The sequence below is a fragment of the Streptomyces sp. NPDC059142 genome (genome assembly GCF_042755665.1).
In the GTDB taxonomy this organism is placed as follows: domain Bacteria; phylum Actinomycetota; class Actinomycetes; order Streptomycetales; family Streptomycetaceae; genus Streptomyces.
Genome location: NZ_JBHZDA010000135.1, coordinates 1 through 14,870 on the forward strand (window position 1 = coordinate 1; position 14,870 = coordinate 14,870).

Sequence of the window (14,870 nt, forward strand, 5' to 3'; positions counted from 1 at the left end):
TCCGCTTCCCAGCTCTTCGGGCCCGGCTGTTCCTCGCTGCCCCGAAGCGGTGCCGGTAGCGCGGACGAGATGGCCAAGGCGCCCCTGGCGACTGCTGCGGCCCAGAATCCGAATCTGTCGACGCTGGTGAGCGCGGTGAAGAAGGCGGGGCTGACCGACACGCTCAACAACGCCAAGGACAGCACCCTGTTCGCACCGACCAACGCGGCCTTCGACAAGCTGGGCAAGGCGAAGCTTGATGCCCTCCTCAACAACAAGGCCGAGCTGAAGAAAATCCTGACCTACCACGTGGTGGGCAAGGAGATCACTCCCGATCAGCTCTCCCACGGCAGTTTCACCACGCTGGAGGGTGGCAAGCTCACCACCTCGGGCTCCGGCACGTCGTTCAAGGTCAACGACACCGCCACGGTCACCTGCGGGAACATCGCCACGGCCAACGCCAAGGTGTACCTCATCGACGGCGTACTGACCCCGCCGAGCTCGTAACCAGGGCCGTCAGGGCGACGCGTCCGGCCCGACCACTCCGGCTCACACGGTGTTCACTTCACCGCGAGGGAGACGGAGTGGTCGCACGTTCCACTGATTCACCCGGCCCGGCGAGCAGGTCAAGAGACTGGGCGGCGTAGTGCCCTGGGGAGGTCGAACCACAGGCCGGTGAAGAGGACCAGCGTGTTGGTCGTGACGATCAGGGCGACGGTCCGGCCGAGAACGACATCCATGAGCAGGAGGACGGCGCCGTTGAGCGCGAGGGTGAGGAAGACGAGGCCGATCTCGGCGAGCCGCGCGGACAGGGCGACGATGCGGACCTTGGCGCCCCGGTGGAATAGGCCGCGGTGGAGTGCGACCGGAGTCGCGAGCACTGCCGAGGAGACCACCGTGAGCAGCAGCGTCACCACATAAGTGGTGCGCTCGAAGGCGTCGAGGTGGGGAAACCGGCTGGTGAAGGCCACGCCGAGGAGGAATGCGAAGACGATCTGCACACCGGTGTGCACGACCCTCAGTTCCTGGAGCGGCTCGATCAGGTTGCGGTCGGCCCGCTCCGAGGGCGTCCCCCAGTCGAGCGGAGACGGGCCAGGGCCACCCGGTGGGATATGGGCCACGGGCTCACTGTTCTCCAGCGGCCCGGCAGGAAGGCGGCCATCCGTGTGGCACCACCTCTGCTCTGGCCTGTTCGGGTGAATCGCGCGCGAGGTGGGCTTTCGGGGCAATCCATCCTGCCCTCCGCGTCGAATTGCTTCCCGGACGGGGACGAGGAAGGCGGCCCCACGTCGAATACTTCGGCCCAGAGGAGAGGGCGCCGGGTGGCTCCCCTGGACATTCGTGTTCTTTTCTCGTAATTCGGTCCGGTGGTTCGGTGTCAAGATAGCTGCACAGGTCGACTCGCTGATATTCCCTGCGGGAGGCATTCGCGCCGCCAGGGTGATAAACGCTGTCCGGAACCCCTCGGGGATTCAGGGAAGACGGACAGCATCAGGCGGGGGTCGCATCCGAGGAGCGGAGATGCGGCTCCCGCCGTCCGTGCGGCCATCTCCCCGGTGCTTGTAGGGCCGTTGGGACGTGAGCGCGCCCGGCAAGGAGTCGTTCCGGGGTCGCGGAGTGTCTGGCAGGAGAAAAGGTGGGAATATTGGAGAATCGATTTTTCAGCGAATGCCTGCTTCGTGCTCCTTTTGCAAGGATGCGAGTGATTCGCGGTAACGGGGGCATGGTATCGATTGGCCTAGTCCCCGGCTTCGTGTCGGGCGTGATTCCCGTCTTCTTCCGTCCGGGTATTTGGCGCCCTTCACCTGCGGTTTCTTTCTGGACGGTTGAATGGGAAGGGATCGATGAGGGGGTGCATTGGCTCTTGCGGTGCATTCTTCGTGCTTCTCTGTCTCCGCGTGCCGGATCTCCGGCGCGTGGTGATGTCGACCGGTCAAGGTGTCTTCGCAGAAGCCGCCGGGACATGTTCCGCTGACCGCCGGGCGATTTTCACGCTTCCCCCATCCGAACTCTGGTGTCCGTGCGCGGCAGCGCCGTATCCGGGGTCGGGTGACTTCGCAGTGAGAGGACCTCATGAAGCCCCCTTCGGTACGGCCTCGTGCCCGCCGTGTCCTGGATCGTTCCCTCCTCGTCCTCGGTACGGGCGCGCTGGCCACCGGGCTCGGCGTGCTGACCCTGGCGCCGGGTGTCAGCTCCGCCTCCAGTCACCGGGAGGCACCGCTGATCGCCGGTGATCCCCGGGCGGACAACACGGATGTGTACGCGTTCACCAGCCCGGACAAGTCCGGCACGGTGACCCTCGTCGCGAACTGGATTCCGTTCGAGGAGCCCAACGGCGGACCGAACTTCTACCCGTTCGCCGATGACGCCCGCTACCACATCAAGATCGACAACACCGGGGACGGGCGCGCCGACGTCACGTACACCTGGTGCTTCCGCAACATCATCAGGGACGCCGAGAACCAGTTTCTCTACAACACCGGTCCCGTCCGCAGGATCGACGACCCGAATCTGAACTTCCGGCAGGTGTACGACCTGACCGTCACGGAGAAGGGGCGCACCCGCACCCTGCTGGAGGGCGCCCCGGTCGCGCCGTCGCGAGTGGGTCCGGCGTCGATGCCCGACTACAAGGCGCTGCGGGATCAGGCCGTACGCCAGGTGCCCGGCGGCGCGAAGGCGTTCGCAGGTCAGGCCGACGATCCGTTCTTCGCCGATCTGCGGGTCTTCGACCTGCTCTACGGCGGGAATCTGAGCGAGACCGGCCAGGACACACTGGCCGGTTACAACGTGAACTCGGTCGCGCTTCAGATCCCCAAGAAGGCCCTGGCGCTGCGGGGGAACCCGGCCCGCAACCCGGTCGTGGGCATCTGGTCCACGACCGAGCGCCAGGGAGCGGCCGTCACCGACAGCCGCGCCAAGGAGAAGACCGGCAACGACTGGCGGCAGGTCTCCCGGCTCGGCAATCCTCTGGTCAACGAGGTCGTCGTACCGCTGAAGTACAAGGACGCCTTCAACTCGATCTCACCGGACCAGGACCGCACCGTGCAGCCGGTCGTCGACAAGGTCTACGATCCGATCCTGCCCAAGGTGATCCAGAAGGTGTACGGGATCCCCGCGCCGAAGACGCCACGGGATGATCTCGCCGAGATCTATCTGACCGGGATCTGCAAGGCGTGCGGTCCGATCAAGGCCGATCTGAACGCCCACAGCCTCAACAAGGACGCGAACCCGGACCAGCTCGTCCCGGCCGAGGAACTCCGGCTCAACATGGGCGTCGCCCCCACCGCGAAGCCGCAGCGGCTCGGTGTGCTCGCGGGTGACCTGGCCGGGTTCCCCAACGGCCGGCGGCTGACCGATGACGCCATCGACATCTCCTTGCAGGCGGTCGAGGGCGCGGCCAGGACCGGTGTACTCGTCCCCGCGCTCAAGGACGGCGACAAGGTCAACGCCAACGACGTCGGCTTCGGACGGGCGTTCCCGTATCTGGCACTGCCTCACACCAAGGCCGTTAACTCGCCCAGGACGGGGGCCCAGCGGTCCTCGGTGCTCCACACCAACAGCGCGGCGGCGATCGGCGGAGCGGGCGCGCTGCTGCTGGGCGCCGGCGGGTTCCGTGCCTGGCGCCGCCGGGGCACCACCGGCTGACGCCCACGGGCCGGCGGGCAGGGCAGGTCTCTCCTACGACAAGCCTCTGTCCTGCCCGCCGGCAGGCGTCACCGTCAGCGGTCGTCACCCATTTCCCGTCCGTCATCCGATCGTGCTTCGCGAGGAGGACTGTGCCTCAGCCGGCCAGCCACCCCAGTCCCCACCCCCTGCCCCCGCCGTCCGACGCGCGGGCCGGCCGCGCAGGCCGAAGACGGCTGCGTGGGGCGGTTCTCGCACTGGCCCTGGGCGCGACGTTCTTCGCCGCCGGCGCGGTCGGACTGGCGGGAGAGAGCTCCGTCCCGACCGGAAGCAGCTCGACGGCAGCGGTACGGCCCGGGTCTCCCGAAGCGATGCGGGAACGTCTGCGGCGGCTGCCGGAAGACGCCCCGGGCTGGGCCTCTTTGGGCATGGCCTACGTCCAACAGGCCCGTACCACGGCGGATCCGGCCACCTACGCCAAGGCGGAGTCCGCGCTGCGGACCTCTCTCAAGGTCCAGCCGCAGGACAACTACGCAGCCCAGACCGCGATGGGCGCACTGGCCGCGGCCCGGCACGACTTCGGGGCGGCTCTGGAGTGGGGCCGCCGGGCCGTCGCCACCAACCCGGCGGGGTCCGGGGCGCACGGAGTGCTCGCCGACGCCCACACCCAGCTCGGCCGGTACGAAGCCTCCTACCAGGACGTCCAGCGCATGACCGATCTGCGTCCCGACACCGCCTCGCTCGCCCGCGCCTCCTACACCTGGGAACTGCGCGGCGACGTCCCCCGGGCCCGCGCCCTGATGGAACGCGCGCTCCAGGACGCCCCGACACCGGGCGACCAGGCGTTCGCCCGCGCGCATCTCGCCGCTCTGGCAGTGGAGTCGGGGGACGCGCGTACGGGGCTGCGGGAGGCGGAGCACGGCCTGCGAGCCGTCCCCCGCGACCCTCAGCTACTGGAGACACGAGCCCGCGCCCACCACGCCCTCGGCGACAGCCGCCGCGCCGTCGCGGACTACACGGCGGCGGTGGCGATCGCTCCGCTGCCCCAGTACGTCCTGGGCCTCGGCGAACTCCAGGACTCCCTCGGCCACCCGGCCGCCGCGCAGGAGCAGTACGCGATCCTGCGCGCCCAGGAGCGGTTGAGGGCGGCCTCGAAGGCCCCGGCCGATGTGGACGCCATTCTCTTCGAGGCCGATCACGGCGATGCCCGGCGCGCTGTCGCGATGGGCCGTACCGCAGTGGAGAGCCGGCCCTTCATCGCGGTGCAGGACGCCTACGCCTGGGCTCTGCACCGCGCGGGACAGGACACGCGGGCGTTGCCGTACGCGGACCGGGCCCTGGCACTCGGCACGCGCAGCGCACTCTCCCACTACCACCGCGCGGTGATCGAACGCTCTCTCGGCAACCTGACAGCGGCCCGCCGGGACCTGGAAACCGCCCTCGCCATCGACCCGCGCTTCCACCCTCTGCACGCCCCCGCCGCACGGACCGCCCTCCGTGCGCTCCAGCGAATCGGTTCCGCCTCATGAACGGCTACAGATCTCCCCGGCTCCGCCGCGCTGCCACCGTCTGCGCCCTGGTGGCGGGCCTCGCGGCCACGTCCGCCACGGTGTCCGCCGCGCACCCTCTGGGCAACTTCACCGTCAATCACCACACAGGGCTGACCCTCTACCCGGACCGTATCGACGCGAAGCTCGTCGTCGACCGGGCCGAGATCGCGGCCGCGCAGGAGCGGGTACGCGTCGACCGTGACGCCGACGGCGCGGTCGACGCCGCGGAAGCCCGTACCCACGCGCGGCACGAGTGCGCCACCGCGGCCGGACGGCTGCGTGTGGAGGTCGACGGCCACCGACTGGCATGGACGCGAACGAGCGGTTCGTTCACCTACCGTCCGGGCGAGGCCGGACTCACCACGAGCCGGCTCACCTGCACGCTCACCTCGGCGACGGACCTGCGCCGTCCGTCACACGTCAGTGTGCGCACCGGGTACGACACCGACCGGATCGGCTGGCAGGAGATCACCGCCCGCGGCGTCGGCATCACGCTCACCGACGCCGACGTGCCCACGCGTTCCACCACCGACGAACTGCGGCGCTACCCCACGGACCCACTGTCGGACCCGCTGGACCAGCGCTCCGCCGCACTGCGCACCGCTCCGGGCGACGGGGTAAACGCCCCGGGCCGTGTGTCGGACGTCCTGCCCGGCGCCGGTCCTCTCACCACAGCCCTGGACCGCGTCTCCGCGGTGTTCGACTCCCTTGTCGGCAGCCGTGAACTCACCGTGCCCGTCGGGCTCCTGGCCCTGCTCCTCGCCGTGGTCCTGGGCGCCTCGCACGCCGTGCTGCCCGGTCACGGAAAAACCATCATGGCGGCGTACCTGGCCGGCCGACGGGGCACCCCCAGGGACGCGGTCACCGTCGGCGCCACCGTCACCCTCACCCACACCGCCGGCGTACTCGTCCTCGGCCTCGCACTGCCCATCGCCACCACACTCGCGGGCGAGACCGTCCTGACCTGGCTCGGCGCCGCCAGCGGACTTCTCGTGACCGGCATCGGCCTGTGGCTGCTGCGCGCCGCCCTCCTCAACCGCCCCATCCACGGACACCACCACGCCCACGGACACCACCACGCCCACGACCACCATCATGGTCACCACGACGACGGGCATCATCACCACCACGGAGCCGACCACGGACCTCACCACGGCGACGTCACCCCCCGTCCGCGAAACGGGCAGGCGGAACCGTCACCCCATCAGGGCACAGCCCTCGCCGTACTCACGAAGACACACAGCCACCCACCCTCCGGCCACCCGGTGCACAGCCACGCGCCGCACAGCCACCGGCCCCCCGCCACCGCGACCCGCAGCGGACTGATCGGCATGGGCATCGCGGGCGGACTCGTCCCCAGCCCCTCCGCCCTGGTCGTCCTGCTGGGCGCCGTCGCCCTGGGCCGTACGGCCTTCGGCATCCTTCTGGTCGTGGGCTACGGACTGGGCATGGCCACCACCCTCACCCTGGCCGGCCTCATCCTCGTACGGCTGCGCGACCGCATCGAGCAGAGGTCGCGTACGAGCGCCAGGCCCCGGCCCGCGCTCCTCCGGTGGCTGGCCCGGACCGGCCCCGTGGCCACTTCCACCCTCGTGCTCCTCGTCGGCATCGGACTCACCCTCAGGGCCGCGTCAGGCCCCTGGTGAGCGCCCGGAGCACCGGCGGCGGACCGCCGGAGACGTGTCCGTGATGGCGGTGCTGCTATCCGAAGGTGAAGGCGTACGCCTCGATTCCGGCGGCGGGGCGGATCTCCACGGTGGCCTGGCGCGCGGTGTCGTCGTCGACGAGCCGGTAGAGGGTGGGGGTGCCGTGGACCCGCACTGTTCTGGTCACCTGGCCGTTCACGAGGACGGTGACCGGCCCCTCGCCGGCGAGCACGAGGTTGACGTTCTTGGCCATGTAGGTGAAGGCGAGCCGTGCCCCGGGACCGGCGGTGAAGAAGTCGTAGCCCGCGGTCCAGGTGCCGTCCAGGGCAAGCCGGTTGACGGGGATCCGAGCCGGCAGACGGTACGTGGTGGCCTTGTCGTCGACCAGCGGGTTGCCGATGTAGCCCCGGATACGGAGGTTGCTGAGGTAGGTCTCCGGTGTGCGGTCCTCGGTCAGCTCCGTGTCGCCCTGTCCGGTCCTCGGTGGCAGATTCACCGCGGGGTCCGCCTGCTTGAGCAGGGTGCGGATGAGATCTTCGGTCTGCGCGTAGTCGCCCTCGCCGAATTTGAAGTGGCGTACGGTGCCGTCGGCGTCGATCAGGTACTTCGCGGGCCAGAAGCGGTTGCGGTAATTGTTCCACGTCGTGAGCTTGTTATCGAGGGCCACGGGATAGTTCACGCCGAGCTTCCTGGCCTGATCAGTGACGTTGCCTGCGTCCTTCTCGAAGGCGAACTCCGGCGAGTGGACCCCGATCACCTCCAGCCCGCTGTCCTTGTAGGCCCTGTTCCAGGCTTCCACATGGGGCAGGCTGCGCTGGCAGTTGATGCAGGAATAGGTCCAGAAGTCGATCAGAACGACCTTGCCCCGCAGTGCCTTGAGGTCGACGGGCCGCCCGCCGGGGGTGTTGAGCCATGTGGCGATTCCCTCGATGGCCGGCGCCTTGCCGCAGGAGCGCAGTTCGTCGACGCCGTCCGCGCAGCGGGAGAGTTCCTTGTTGCTGTCGTCGTAGAGCCCGGAGAGCTGCTGGCGCGCGGTGTCACTGTCCTCGATCTTCCTCTGCGCGGCGGAGGTGTAGTCGGGCAGTGCGCGCTGGATCGCGTCGGTGACGTTGAACGCGAGGGCGAACGCCAGGACGATCATCAACGTACCCGCGGCGATCCGCAGCTTGCGGGCACGCGTGCGGAAGGCGCTGACCCGCTCGGCGACCCGGCGGCCCGCCAGCGCGAAGACCAGCAGCGGGACCGCGGTGCCGACGGCGAAGGACAGCGTCAGGGCGACGATGTCGGCGCTGATCTCCCCGCGCGCGCCGGCCACCGTGATGGCCGCGAGAACGGGCCCGGCACACGGCACGTACAACAGCCCCAGCCCCAGGCCCAGCACGAACGCGCTGCCTTCCTTGTTGACCTGACGCTGAGGAATGCGGGCGAAGGGCTTCTCCAGCAGCCGTTCGACGGGTGGAAAGATCAGTCCCAGGCCGATGAGGATCAGAAGGGTGAGCCCGACGTACCGCAGGATGTCCTGCGGCAGCCCAAGGGCGGAGATCAGCGTGACGCCGAGCAGGGTGAAGAAACTAAAGCTGATGACGAGGCCCGCGACCACCGCGTAGGGGCGCCGGTTGCGCTGTGCCTTGTGCACCGGAGGTGTCCCGGGCGGCGCGAGCAGGACATCGCCCTCCCGCCGGGGCGCCCTCGACCGATCTGGCGGAGCAACCGTGCCCGGTGGCGCTTCGGAACCGGGACCCCCGGCCAGGAAGACGACCGGCAGCACCGGCAGGATGCAGGGCGAGACAGCGGTGATGAGCCCGCCCAGCAGTCCGATCAGAATCAAGGTGAGCATGGTAGTTGCCGCCTTCGGTCTGTGAGAGCGGCCGACCCGCCCCGCGCCTGCTCCTCATTCGTTGATACGGGCACCAGGGATTGGTCGCGAAGTCCGGAGGATGCCGGTCCTACAGCGCTTGAGGGTGGCAAACGCCAGGAAAAGCAGACTGTGGGCGCCGCACATGCGCAAGTCGAGGCGGTCGTGCCATCGGGCCCTTGTTGCAGTCGGCGGGCTCTTCCACCTCGGGCCGTCTTCGGTCATGAGCCATCGGTGGAACCTTGGCAGACCCCCGGACAGCGACAGACGTACGGATGACTCGCCTGCGCCCCCCACGCACAACGAATTCAGGAAGGTCGTGTCCAGAACCAAACCCTGAAGCACGGCGCAGCGAATAGGAGGCATCAGAGACCCGGCACAGAACCCCGGCAGCAGAGACGGGGTTCTGCCACGAAGGGGATGCATCCACGTGATAGCCCAGCGCACAGCCCGTCTCGCTACGTTCCTGGCCCTGCCCGCCGCGCTCACCCTGGCCGCAGCCACGCCCGCACTCGCCCACGACGGGCACACCACCACCTCGGCCAAGGCTGTTGACGGTCAGGCATACCAGATCGATCTGGAGCAGTTGAACGATTCGGGTGCGAGCGGTGTGGCGCTCCTCAGCCTGGAGGGCAAGAACCTGACGGTGAAGATCGAGGCGACGGGCCTGGTGCCCAATCAGCCACACGCGCAGCACATCCACGGGTCCACGGACGGCCATGATTTCCGCTGCCCGGACGCGAGCGCCGACAAGGACGGTGACGGCATCGTCAGCACCGCCGAGGGACTGCCGATGTACGGCGACATCAACATCTCCCTGACGACCAAGGGCGACACCTCCAAGGACAGCGGACTCGCCGTCGACCGTATGCCCGTCGCGGACAAGGACGGCAAGCTGACCTACTCCCGGACCATCCCCGTCTCGCAGGCCGTGGTGGACCACATCAAGGACCTGCACGTCGTACAGCACGGCATCGACCCGAACAACAACGGCGAGTACGACTTCGGCAAGGGCAAGAGCGAACTCGACCCGAAGCTTCCGCAAGAAGCCACCGCGCCCGCCGACTGCGGCATGGTCAAGGGCGCCGCGGTCGGCTCCATGCCGGTGGGCGGCGTCGAGACCGGCTCGGGCAGCACCCAGGGGATCGAGTCGCCCGCACTGCTCGCCGGTGGTGGCGCGGCTGTCCTCGCCGCGGGCGGACTCCTCGTCGTCCGGCGCCGTGCGCGCACCACGCAGGCGCCGCACCGGAGCTGACCGGATCCACGACAGGCCGCGCGGGACACGGACAGCCGCAGGAACGGGTGGAGACCATGAGCGGAACACAGCAGGATCACACGCCCCATGACGGCAGGCGCCCCTGGCGAAGCCGTGTCCCGCTGTCGGCCATCGCGGCTCTGCTGCTCGTGGGAGGGGTGCTGCTGGCCTGGGGAATCAGCCGACAACACCCCTCCCCACCCCAGGCCGTCGACAAGGGCGCGCCGTCCGCCGCGTCCTCGCCGGCCTCCGGGAAGGCCGAACCGGCGCCCGGTAGAACGCAGTTCGCCGCGATGCCCGCCTCCGCCCCGGTGCGGGTCACAATTCCCTCGCTCAAGGTCTCCTCCGGGCTCGAACGCCTCGGACTCGGCGAGGACCGCGCCATGGAGACACCCCGGGATCCCGCGAAGGCCGGCTGGTACACCCCCGGGCCGGCTCCCGGAAGCGAAGGCCCTTCGGTGATCGCCGGGCACGTCACCTGGAACGGCGCCCCCGCGGTCTTCTTCGAACTGGCCACACTCGACCCGGGAGACCGGATCGACGTCACGCGCGAGGACGGCCGTACCGCCGAGTTCACCGTCGACCGCGTCGCGGTCCACCCGAAGGACCGGTTCCCCACCGTGGAGGTCTACCGCAACCTCGACCACGCGGGCCTGCGCCTCATCACCTGCGGCGGAAAGTACTCCAGGGCCGACAGCCACTACGCCGACAACGTCGTCGTCTACGCCACCCTCACGGGCGAACACACCTGACAACACGAAGTCGGCCGAGGCCGAACGGCCGCTCATCGACCCGGACGTGCTCTGGTCGTGCAGCGCGTGCGTGGAGCAGTGCCCGGTCGACATCGACCACATCGTCGACATGCGCCGCTACCAGGTGGTGATCGAGTCCGCGTTCCCGTCCGAGGCGGGCACGATGCTCAAGAACCTGGAGAAGAAGGGCAACCCCTGGGGGCTGGTCAAGAAGCAGCGCGTCGAGTGGACCAAGGAGGTCAACTTCGAGGTCCCGATCGTCGGCAAGGACGCCGAGGACCTCTCCGAGGTCGACTACCTGTACTGGGTCGGCTGCGCGGGCGCTCTGGAGGACCGGGCGCAGAAGACCATGAAGACGTTCACCGAGCTGCTGCACATCGCGGGCATCGACCGACGACTCATCGGCTGGCAGTCAACCCGCCGTCAGCAGATCGAGGAGGCACTGTTCGTCCTCACTGCCGAGTACGTGGAAGAGCACGGGTACGAGCCGGGGGAGCGGGCCGCCTACGGGCTGGCCTGCCGGGCCGCCGACCGGACGCGCCCGCACAAGCGCAAGGAGCCGCGGTCGCTGTCCCAGTTGCGGACGCGGTGGCGGGAGTCGGCCATCGCCGCGTTCGGCGCCGACGTTGTCGGCGTACTCCTGTGGGTGCTCCACCAAGTACGGCGATACGTGCACCAGTCGGTGGTCGGCGTGATGGTTGGTGGGCAGTGGCAGGGGTCCCTCCAGAGGCTGTCATGATCTCGGCAATGGACGAGATCACGAAGGTTCTGAGGCGGGAGTTCGACGCAGAGGAGGGGAGCTTCCTGCTGCGGCTGCGCGGGGATCTGGAGTGGGACCGGGCTGCCTTCACCCGCCTGGAGCGGGTGATGCGAGCCGCGTGCGAGCGATCTCAGTCCGAAGAGAAGCTCGATCGATGGGTCGCTGAGGGGTTCTATGAGGTCGCGACCTGGGTTCCGTCGTGGACGTCCCACCCGAACTTTCCAAGGCCGACGCCCGATGGCTATTTCGAGGACTGCATCGAGCGAATCGGGGATCTCGCCAACTGGTACTTCCGGGGCTGGCACGACTATTCCGAGGGACATGTCTGGACTGAGCTGTGAAAACTCGCCGGGAAGCTTGATCAGGCCGCGTCGTCCCGGTCAGGTTCGATGGCGGCGAGCCGGTTCTTGAGACGGTAGCTGGGGTCGTTGATGGAGATCCGGCGACGGCCGACCTCCACCTGGGTGGCCGCCGCCCGGTTCAGCAGGGCCGTCAGCGATCCCGCCCCCGCGCTTGGTTGCCGACGCGCCGAAGGCAGGTCTCCGCCCGCGGTGACGCGGCGGCCCGCACCGGTGGGAAGGCCGTTCCAGTGCGGTCAGGAAGAGGTGGGCGGCGGTGATGAGGGTGACGTGGCGGTGCCGGCCGGTGAATGAGCGGCCCTCGAAGTGGTCGAGTCCCAGGGTGGTCTTCAGCTCGCGGTAGTCGTGCTCGATGCGCCAGCGCAGTTTCGCGAGCCGGACCAGGTCACGGGCGGGGATGTCGGCCGGGAGGTTGGAGATCCAGTACGTGACCGGCTCGTTCTCCCCTTCGGGCCATTGGGCGATCAGCCACCGCGGTGCGATGACACCGTCCGGGGCGGGTTTCGGGCGGCGGCCGGTGAGGCGGACACGCAGGAAGACGAAGCGGGCGGACATGGCGGCTTTCGAGCCTTTGCGCCAGGTGACCGTGACTGTCGTGTCGCGTCCTGCGGCCAGGGCGTGTTCACGCAGGCTGACCGGGCGGGTGCGGTAGCGGGGCAGCGGATGCGGTCCGCGCCCGCTGTGGGGCGGCTGGTGCGGCACGGCCGGCTCGGCGTGGGCGGTCATTTCGCCCTTGGCCTGCAGCGCGTAGGCCAGGCCGCGGTTTTCCAGGCCGCGGCGGAAGCCGGCGTTCGCCCCGTAGCTGGCGTCCGCGACCAGCACCGCGGGCCGTAGCCCGGCGGTGGCCAGTTCGTCGAGCATGTCCAGGGCAAGCTGCCACTTCGGCCGGTGATGTTCACCGTCGGGGATCCGGCAACGGGCCCGCCGGCCGGCCGCCTCGGCCCCGTCCCAGCTGCCGGGCAGGAACAGCCGCCAGGACAAGGGGCAGGACGCCGTGTCGGACGCGGCATGGACACTGACCCCGATCTGGCAGTTCCCGACCTTGCCCAGGGTGCCGGAGTACTGCCTGGCCACCCCGGGTGAGGACGTTCCGTCCCTCGGGAACCCGGTGTCGTCCACCACCCACACCTGCGGCCGCACCACCGCCATCGCACGCCGGGCCAACCTCGTGCGAACAGTGTCCACCGGCCAGGTCGACGAGGTCATGAACTGCTGCAACTGCTGATGATCCACACCCAGGCGCCCGGCCATCGACTGCATCGACTTCCGACGCCCCTCCAGCAGCAGACCCCGCAGATACAGGCTGCCCTTCACCCGCTGGTCAGCACGCGCCAACGGCGCAAACACCTCCCCGACGAACTCCTCCAACCAACCCCGACACGAAGCGAGTTCATCCACCCTCATACCAGCCGGAAAACACCAGAAGGCTCACTTGCCCAGAGACATAACAAAACCCTACTAAGGGCTGTCCCGTAAAGATCTCGGTCTCGAGTGCGGAGCGGCCTGCCGAACTGGCGAGGTGCTCAGCCGGTGGTTCGCGAGGTGTCCATGGACTGGGCGAAGTCGGCGAGCGTGTGGAAGTCGTTCTCGCGTAGGCCGATCCTCGGGTTGACATGGTGGAGGAGCCCGGGTCCTTGGTGGTGGGCGGTCACGTAGGTCTGATCCAGATCGCTCTGCTCGTCGTCTACCCAGGCGAAGGGACGGCCGCCTGCGTAGCTCACCAGCGGTCCGGTCTTCCAGTGGACTCCATCAGGGCGCTCTTGGAGCAGGACGTCGCCGAAGTCCACAAAGGGAAGTGCCGGAAGGCCGAGGACCGGTGCGATCCACCGGTTGGCGTCGTCCATCCATGTGGTGGCCCAGCACAGCTCGAAGCCGAGCTGGAGCAGGATTCGTCCGTGCTCTGGGTTAAGCCAGACCCGCAGGGGGCGCCGTCGGGACGCAAGGTCCCTGTCGTCCTCATGGACATGGTTCCGGGGAACTCGGAGTGTGGTGTAGCCGTCGGGACGTCTCTCCGGCTTGGCCGCATAAGGGTTGAGCGGCCCGTCCACGTCGAGGAACAGCAGAGGTCGGTTCACGGTTTCCCCCAGGTCTTGCGCACTGTGGACTGCCCCGAGCAGCGTAGCTGTGGGGTTGTCTCGGCATGAGGCCGGCCTGCGCGATGATCACGATGTGGTGAGTGTGATCACGGCATCGGAGCCGTCCTGGATAACGCCGTTCGCAGGGCTGAGCCCCCGCTGCTTCGGCAAACTGCTGACCACGCTCCGGCGCGATGGAGCAGATGTGGTTCACCAAGGGAGGCCGTGGAGCCTGCCGCTGGAGGACCGAGTGCTGCTGGTCACGGCCTACTGGCGAACCAACCTGACGTTGCGGCAGCTCGCTCCGCTGTTCGGCGTCTCGAAGTCCACGGCCTGCCGAGTCATCAACCACCTCGGCCCCCTGCTCGCACTCCAGCCCCGCAAGCGGTTCGCCAAGGACGCCGTGCTCATCGTGGACGGCACCCTGGTCCCCACCCGCGATCACGCCATCGCGGAGCGGTCGAAGAACTACCGGTACTCCACCAACCACCAGGTCGTCATCGACGCCGATACCCGCCTGGTCGTCGTGGTCGGCCGGCCGCTCGCCGGGAACCGCAACGACTGCAAGGCATGGGAGGAGTCCGGCGCCAAAGCCGCCGTCGGCAAGACCACCACGATCGCCGACGGCGGCTACCCGGGCACCGGCCTCGTCATCCCGCACCGCCGGCAGCGCGGCCAGACCGAACTTCCGGCCTGGAAAGAGGAACACAACAGGTCCCACAAGCAGGTCCGAGCCCGCGTCGAGCACGCCTTCGCCCGCATGAAGACCTGGAAGATCCTGCGTGACTGCCGCCTCAAGGGCGACGGCGTCCACCACGCCATGCTCGGTATCGCACGGATACACAACCTCGCTCTCGCCGGATAGGCAAGCGGGCCGCACGGCGGCCAGCCATGCCCGAGGCGACCCGGAGATCATTTATGGGACAGCCCTTAGCTTGATCTTTAACCTGTGCGGCGTGGACGCGGGGTCGTTGATTTCTTCGTGCGTCGCTTTGCGGAGCCTGGTCTGCCAACT

At 68.7% G+C, this 14,870-nt stretch carries 11 protein-coding genes and 2 pseudogenes; 9 read left to right on the top strand and 4 right to left on the bottom strand.

Features of this window, described 5'->3' with window-relative positions:
* The coding region (locus ACFXPK_RS30445; RefSeq protein ID WP_385080333.1) for a fasciclin domain-containing protein at positions 1-486 on the top strand (486 nt) is incomplete at its 5' end.
* Between the two features lie 119 nt (positions 487-605).
* Here ACFXPK_RS30445 and ACFXPK_RS30450 read toward each other — a convergent pair.
* The gene (locus ACFXPK_RS30450; protein ID WP_385080335.1) at positions 606-1,100 is read right to left on the bottom strand and encodes a DUF6328 family protein; all 495 of its coding nucleotides are present in this window, start codon (positions 1,098-1,100) and stop codon (positions 606-608) included.
* 952 nt (positions 1,101-2,052) lie between these two features.
* Between ACFXPK_RS30450 and ACFXPK_RS30455 the strand changes: the two genes are divergently transcribed.
* From ACFXPK_RS30455 to ACFXPK_RS30465, 3 genes are all read left to right on the top strand, one after another.
* Complete coding sequence (locus ACFXPK_RS30455) at positions 2,053-3,624, top strand: DUF4331 domain-containing protein (RefSeq protein ID WP_385080337.1); 1,572 nt, start codon at positions 2,053-2,055, stop codon at positions 3,622-3,624.
* A gap of 407 nt (positions 3,625-4,031) precedes the next feature.
* The gene (locus tag ACFXPK_RS30460) at positions 4,032-5,132 is read left to right on the top strand and encodes a hypothetical protein (RefSeq protein ID WP_384997722.1); all 1,101 of its coding nucleotides are present in this window, start codon (positions 4,032-4,034) and stop codon (positions 5,130-5,132) included.
* A complete protein-coding gene (locus tag ACFXPK_RS30465; RefSeq protein ID WP_385080339.1) occupies positions 5,129-6,799 on the top strand; it encodes a nickel/cobalt transporter in 1,671 nt (556 codons plus the stop codon). The genes ACFXPK_RS30460 and ACFXPK_RS30465 overlap by 4 nt, the downstream gene beginning before the upstream one ends.
* A 55-nt stretch (positions 6,800-6,854) precedes the next feature.
* Here the strand turns inward: ACFXPK_RS30465 and ACFXPK_RS30470 are convergent, their stop codons facing one another.
* The gene (locus ACFXPK_RS30470) at positions 6,855-8,636 is read right to left on the bottom strand and encodes a cytochrome c biogenesis protein DipZ (RefSeq protein ID WP_385080341.1); all 1,782 of its coding nucleotides are present in this window, start codon (positions 8,634-8,636) and stop codon (positions 6,855-6,857) included.
* Positions 8,637-9,084: 448 nt separating this feature from the next.
* Between ACFXPK_RS30470 and ACFXPK_RS30475 the strand changes: the two genes are divergently transcribed.
* From ACFXPK_RS30475 to ACFXPK_RS30490, 4 genes and pseudogenes are all read left to right on the top strand, one after another.
* Positions 9,085-9,909, top strand: coding sequence for a hypothetical protein (locus ACFXPK_RS30475; RefSeq protein WP_385080343.1), 825 nt, complete (start codon positions 9,085-9,087; stop codon positions 9,907-9,909).
* 56 nt (positions 9,910-9,965) lie between these two features.
* Complete coding sequence (locus ACFXPK_RS30480; protein WP_385080345.1) at positions 9,966-10,661, top strand: class F sortase; 696 nt, start codon at positions 9,966-9,968, stop codon at positions 10,659-10,661.
* 13 nt (positions 10,662-10,674) lie between these two features.
* Positions 10,675-11,400: pseudogene (locus ACFXPK_RS30485) on the top strand (relaxase domain-containing protein); the annotation flags it as partial.
* Between the two features lie 8 nt (positions 11,401-11,408).
* Entirely contained in the window at positions 11,409-11,762 is a 354-nt protein-coding gene (locus tag ACFXPK_RS30490) for a hypothetical protein (RefSeq protein ID WP_385080347.1), read from the top strand.
* Between the two features lie 192 nt (positions 11,763-11,954).
* Here ACFXPK_RS30490 and ACFXPK_RS30495 read toward each other — a convergent pair.
* Together ACFXPK_RS30495 and ACFXPK_RS30500 are read right to left on the bottom strand one after the other, a co-directional pair.
* Positions 11,955-13,184 (bottom strand): annotated as a pseudogene (locus tag ACFXPK_RS30495) (IS701 family transposase); the annotation flags it as partial.
* A gap of 119 nt (positions 13,185-13,303) precedes the next feature.
* Positions 13,304-13,855, bottom strand: coding sequence for a hypothetical protein (locus tag ACFXPK_RS30500; protein ID WP_385080349.1), 552 nt, complete (start codon positions 13,853-13,855; stop codon positions 13,304-13,306).
* 94 nt (positions 13,856-13,949) lie between these two features.
* Here ACFXPK_RS30500 and ACFXPK_RS30505 point away from each other — a divergent pair, with 94 nt between their 5' ends.
* On the top strand, positions 13,950-14,720 hold the full coding sequence (locus ACFXPK_RS30505; protein WP_385080350.1) for a transposase: 771 nt from the start codon (positions 13,950-13,952) through the stop codon (positions 14,718-14,720).
* Positions 14,721-14,870 lie beyond the last annotated feature (150 nt).

What these genes read in the sequence shown, in the direction of transcription:
- ACFXPK_RS30480 (WP_385080345.1), top strand. Translation starts at nt 9,966, where the DNA reads ATGAGCGGAACACAGCAGGATCACACGCCCCATGACGGCAGGCGCCCC.
- ACFXPK_RS30470 (WP_385080341.1), bottom strand. Translation starts at nt 8,636, where the DNA reads ATGCTCACCTTGATTCTGATCGGACTGCTGGGCGGGCTCATCACCGCT.
- ACFXPK_RS30465 (WP_385080339.1), top strand. Translation starts at nt 5,129, where the DNA reads ATGAACGGCTACAGATCTCCCCGGCTCCGCCGCGCTGCCACCGTCTGC.
- ACFXPK_RS30490 (WP_385080347.1), top strand. Translation starts at nt 11,409, where the DNA reads ATGGACGAGATCACGAAGGTTCTGAGGCGGGAGTTCGACGCAGAGGAG.
- ACFXPK_RS30460 (WP_384997722.1), top strand. Translation starts at nt 4,032, where the DNA reads ATGGCCTACGTCCAACAGGCCCGTACCACGGCGGATCCGGCCACCTAC.
- ACFXPK_RS30455 (WP_385080337.1), top strand. Translation starts at nt 2,053, where the DNA reads ATGAAGCCCCCTTCGGTACGGCCTCGTGCCCGCCGTGTCCTGGATCGT.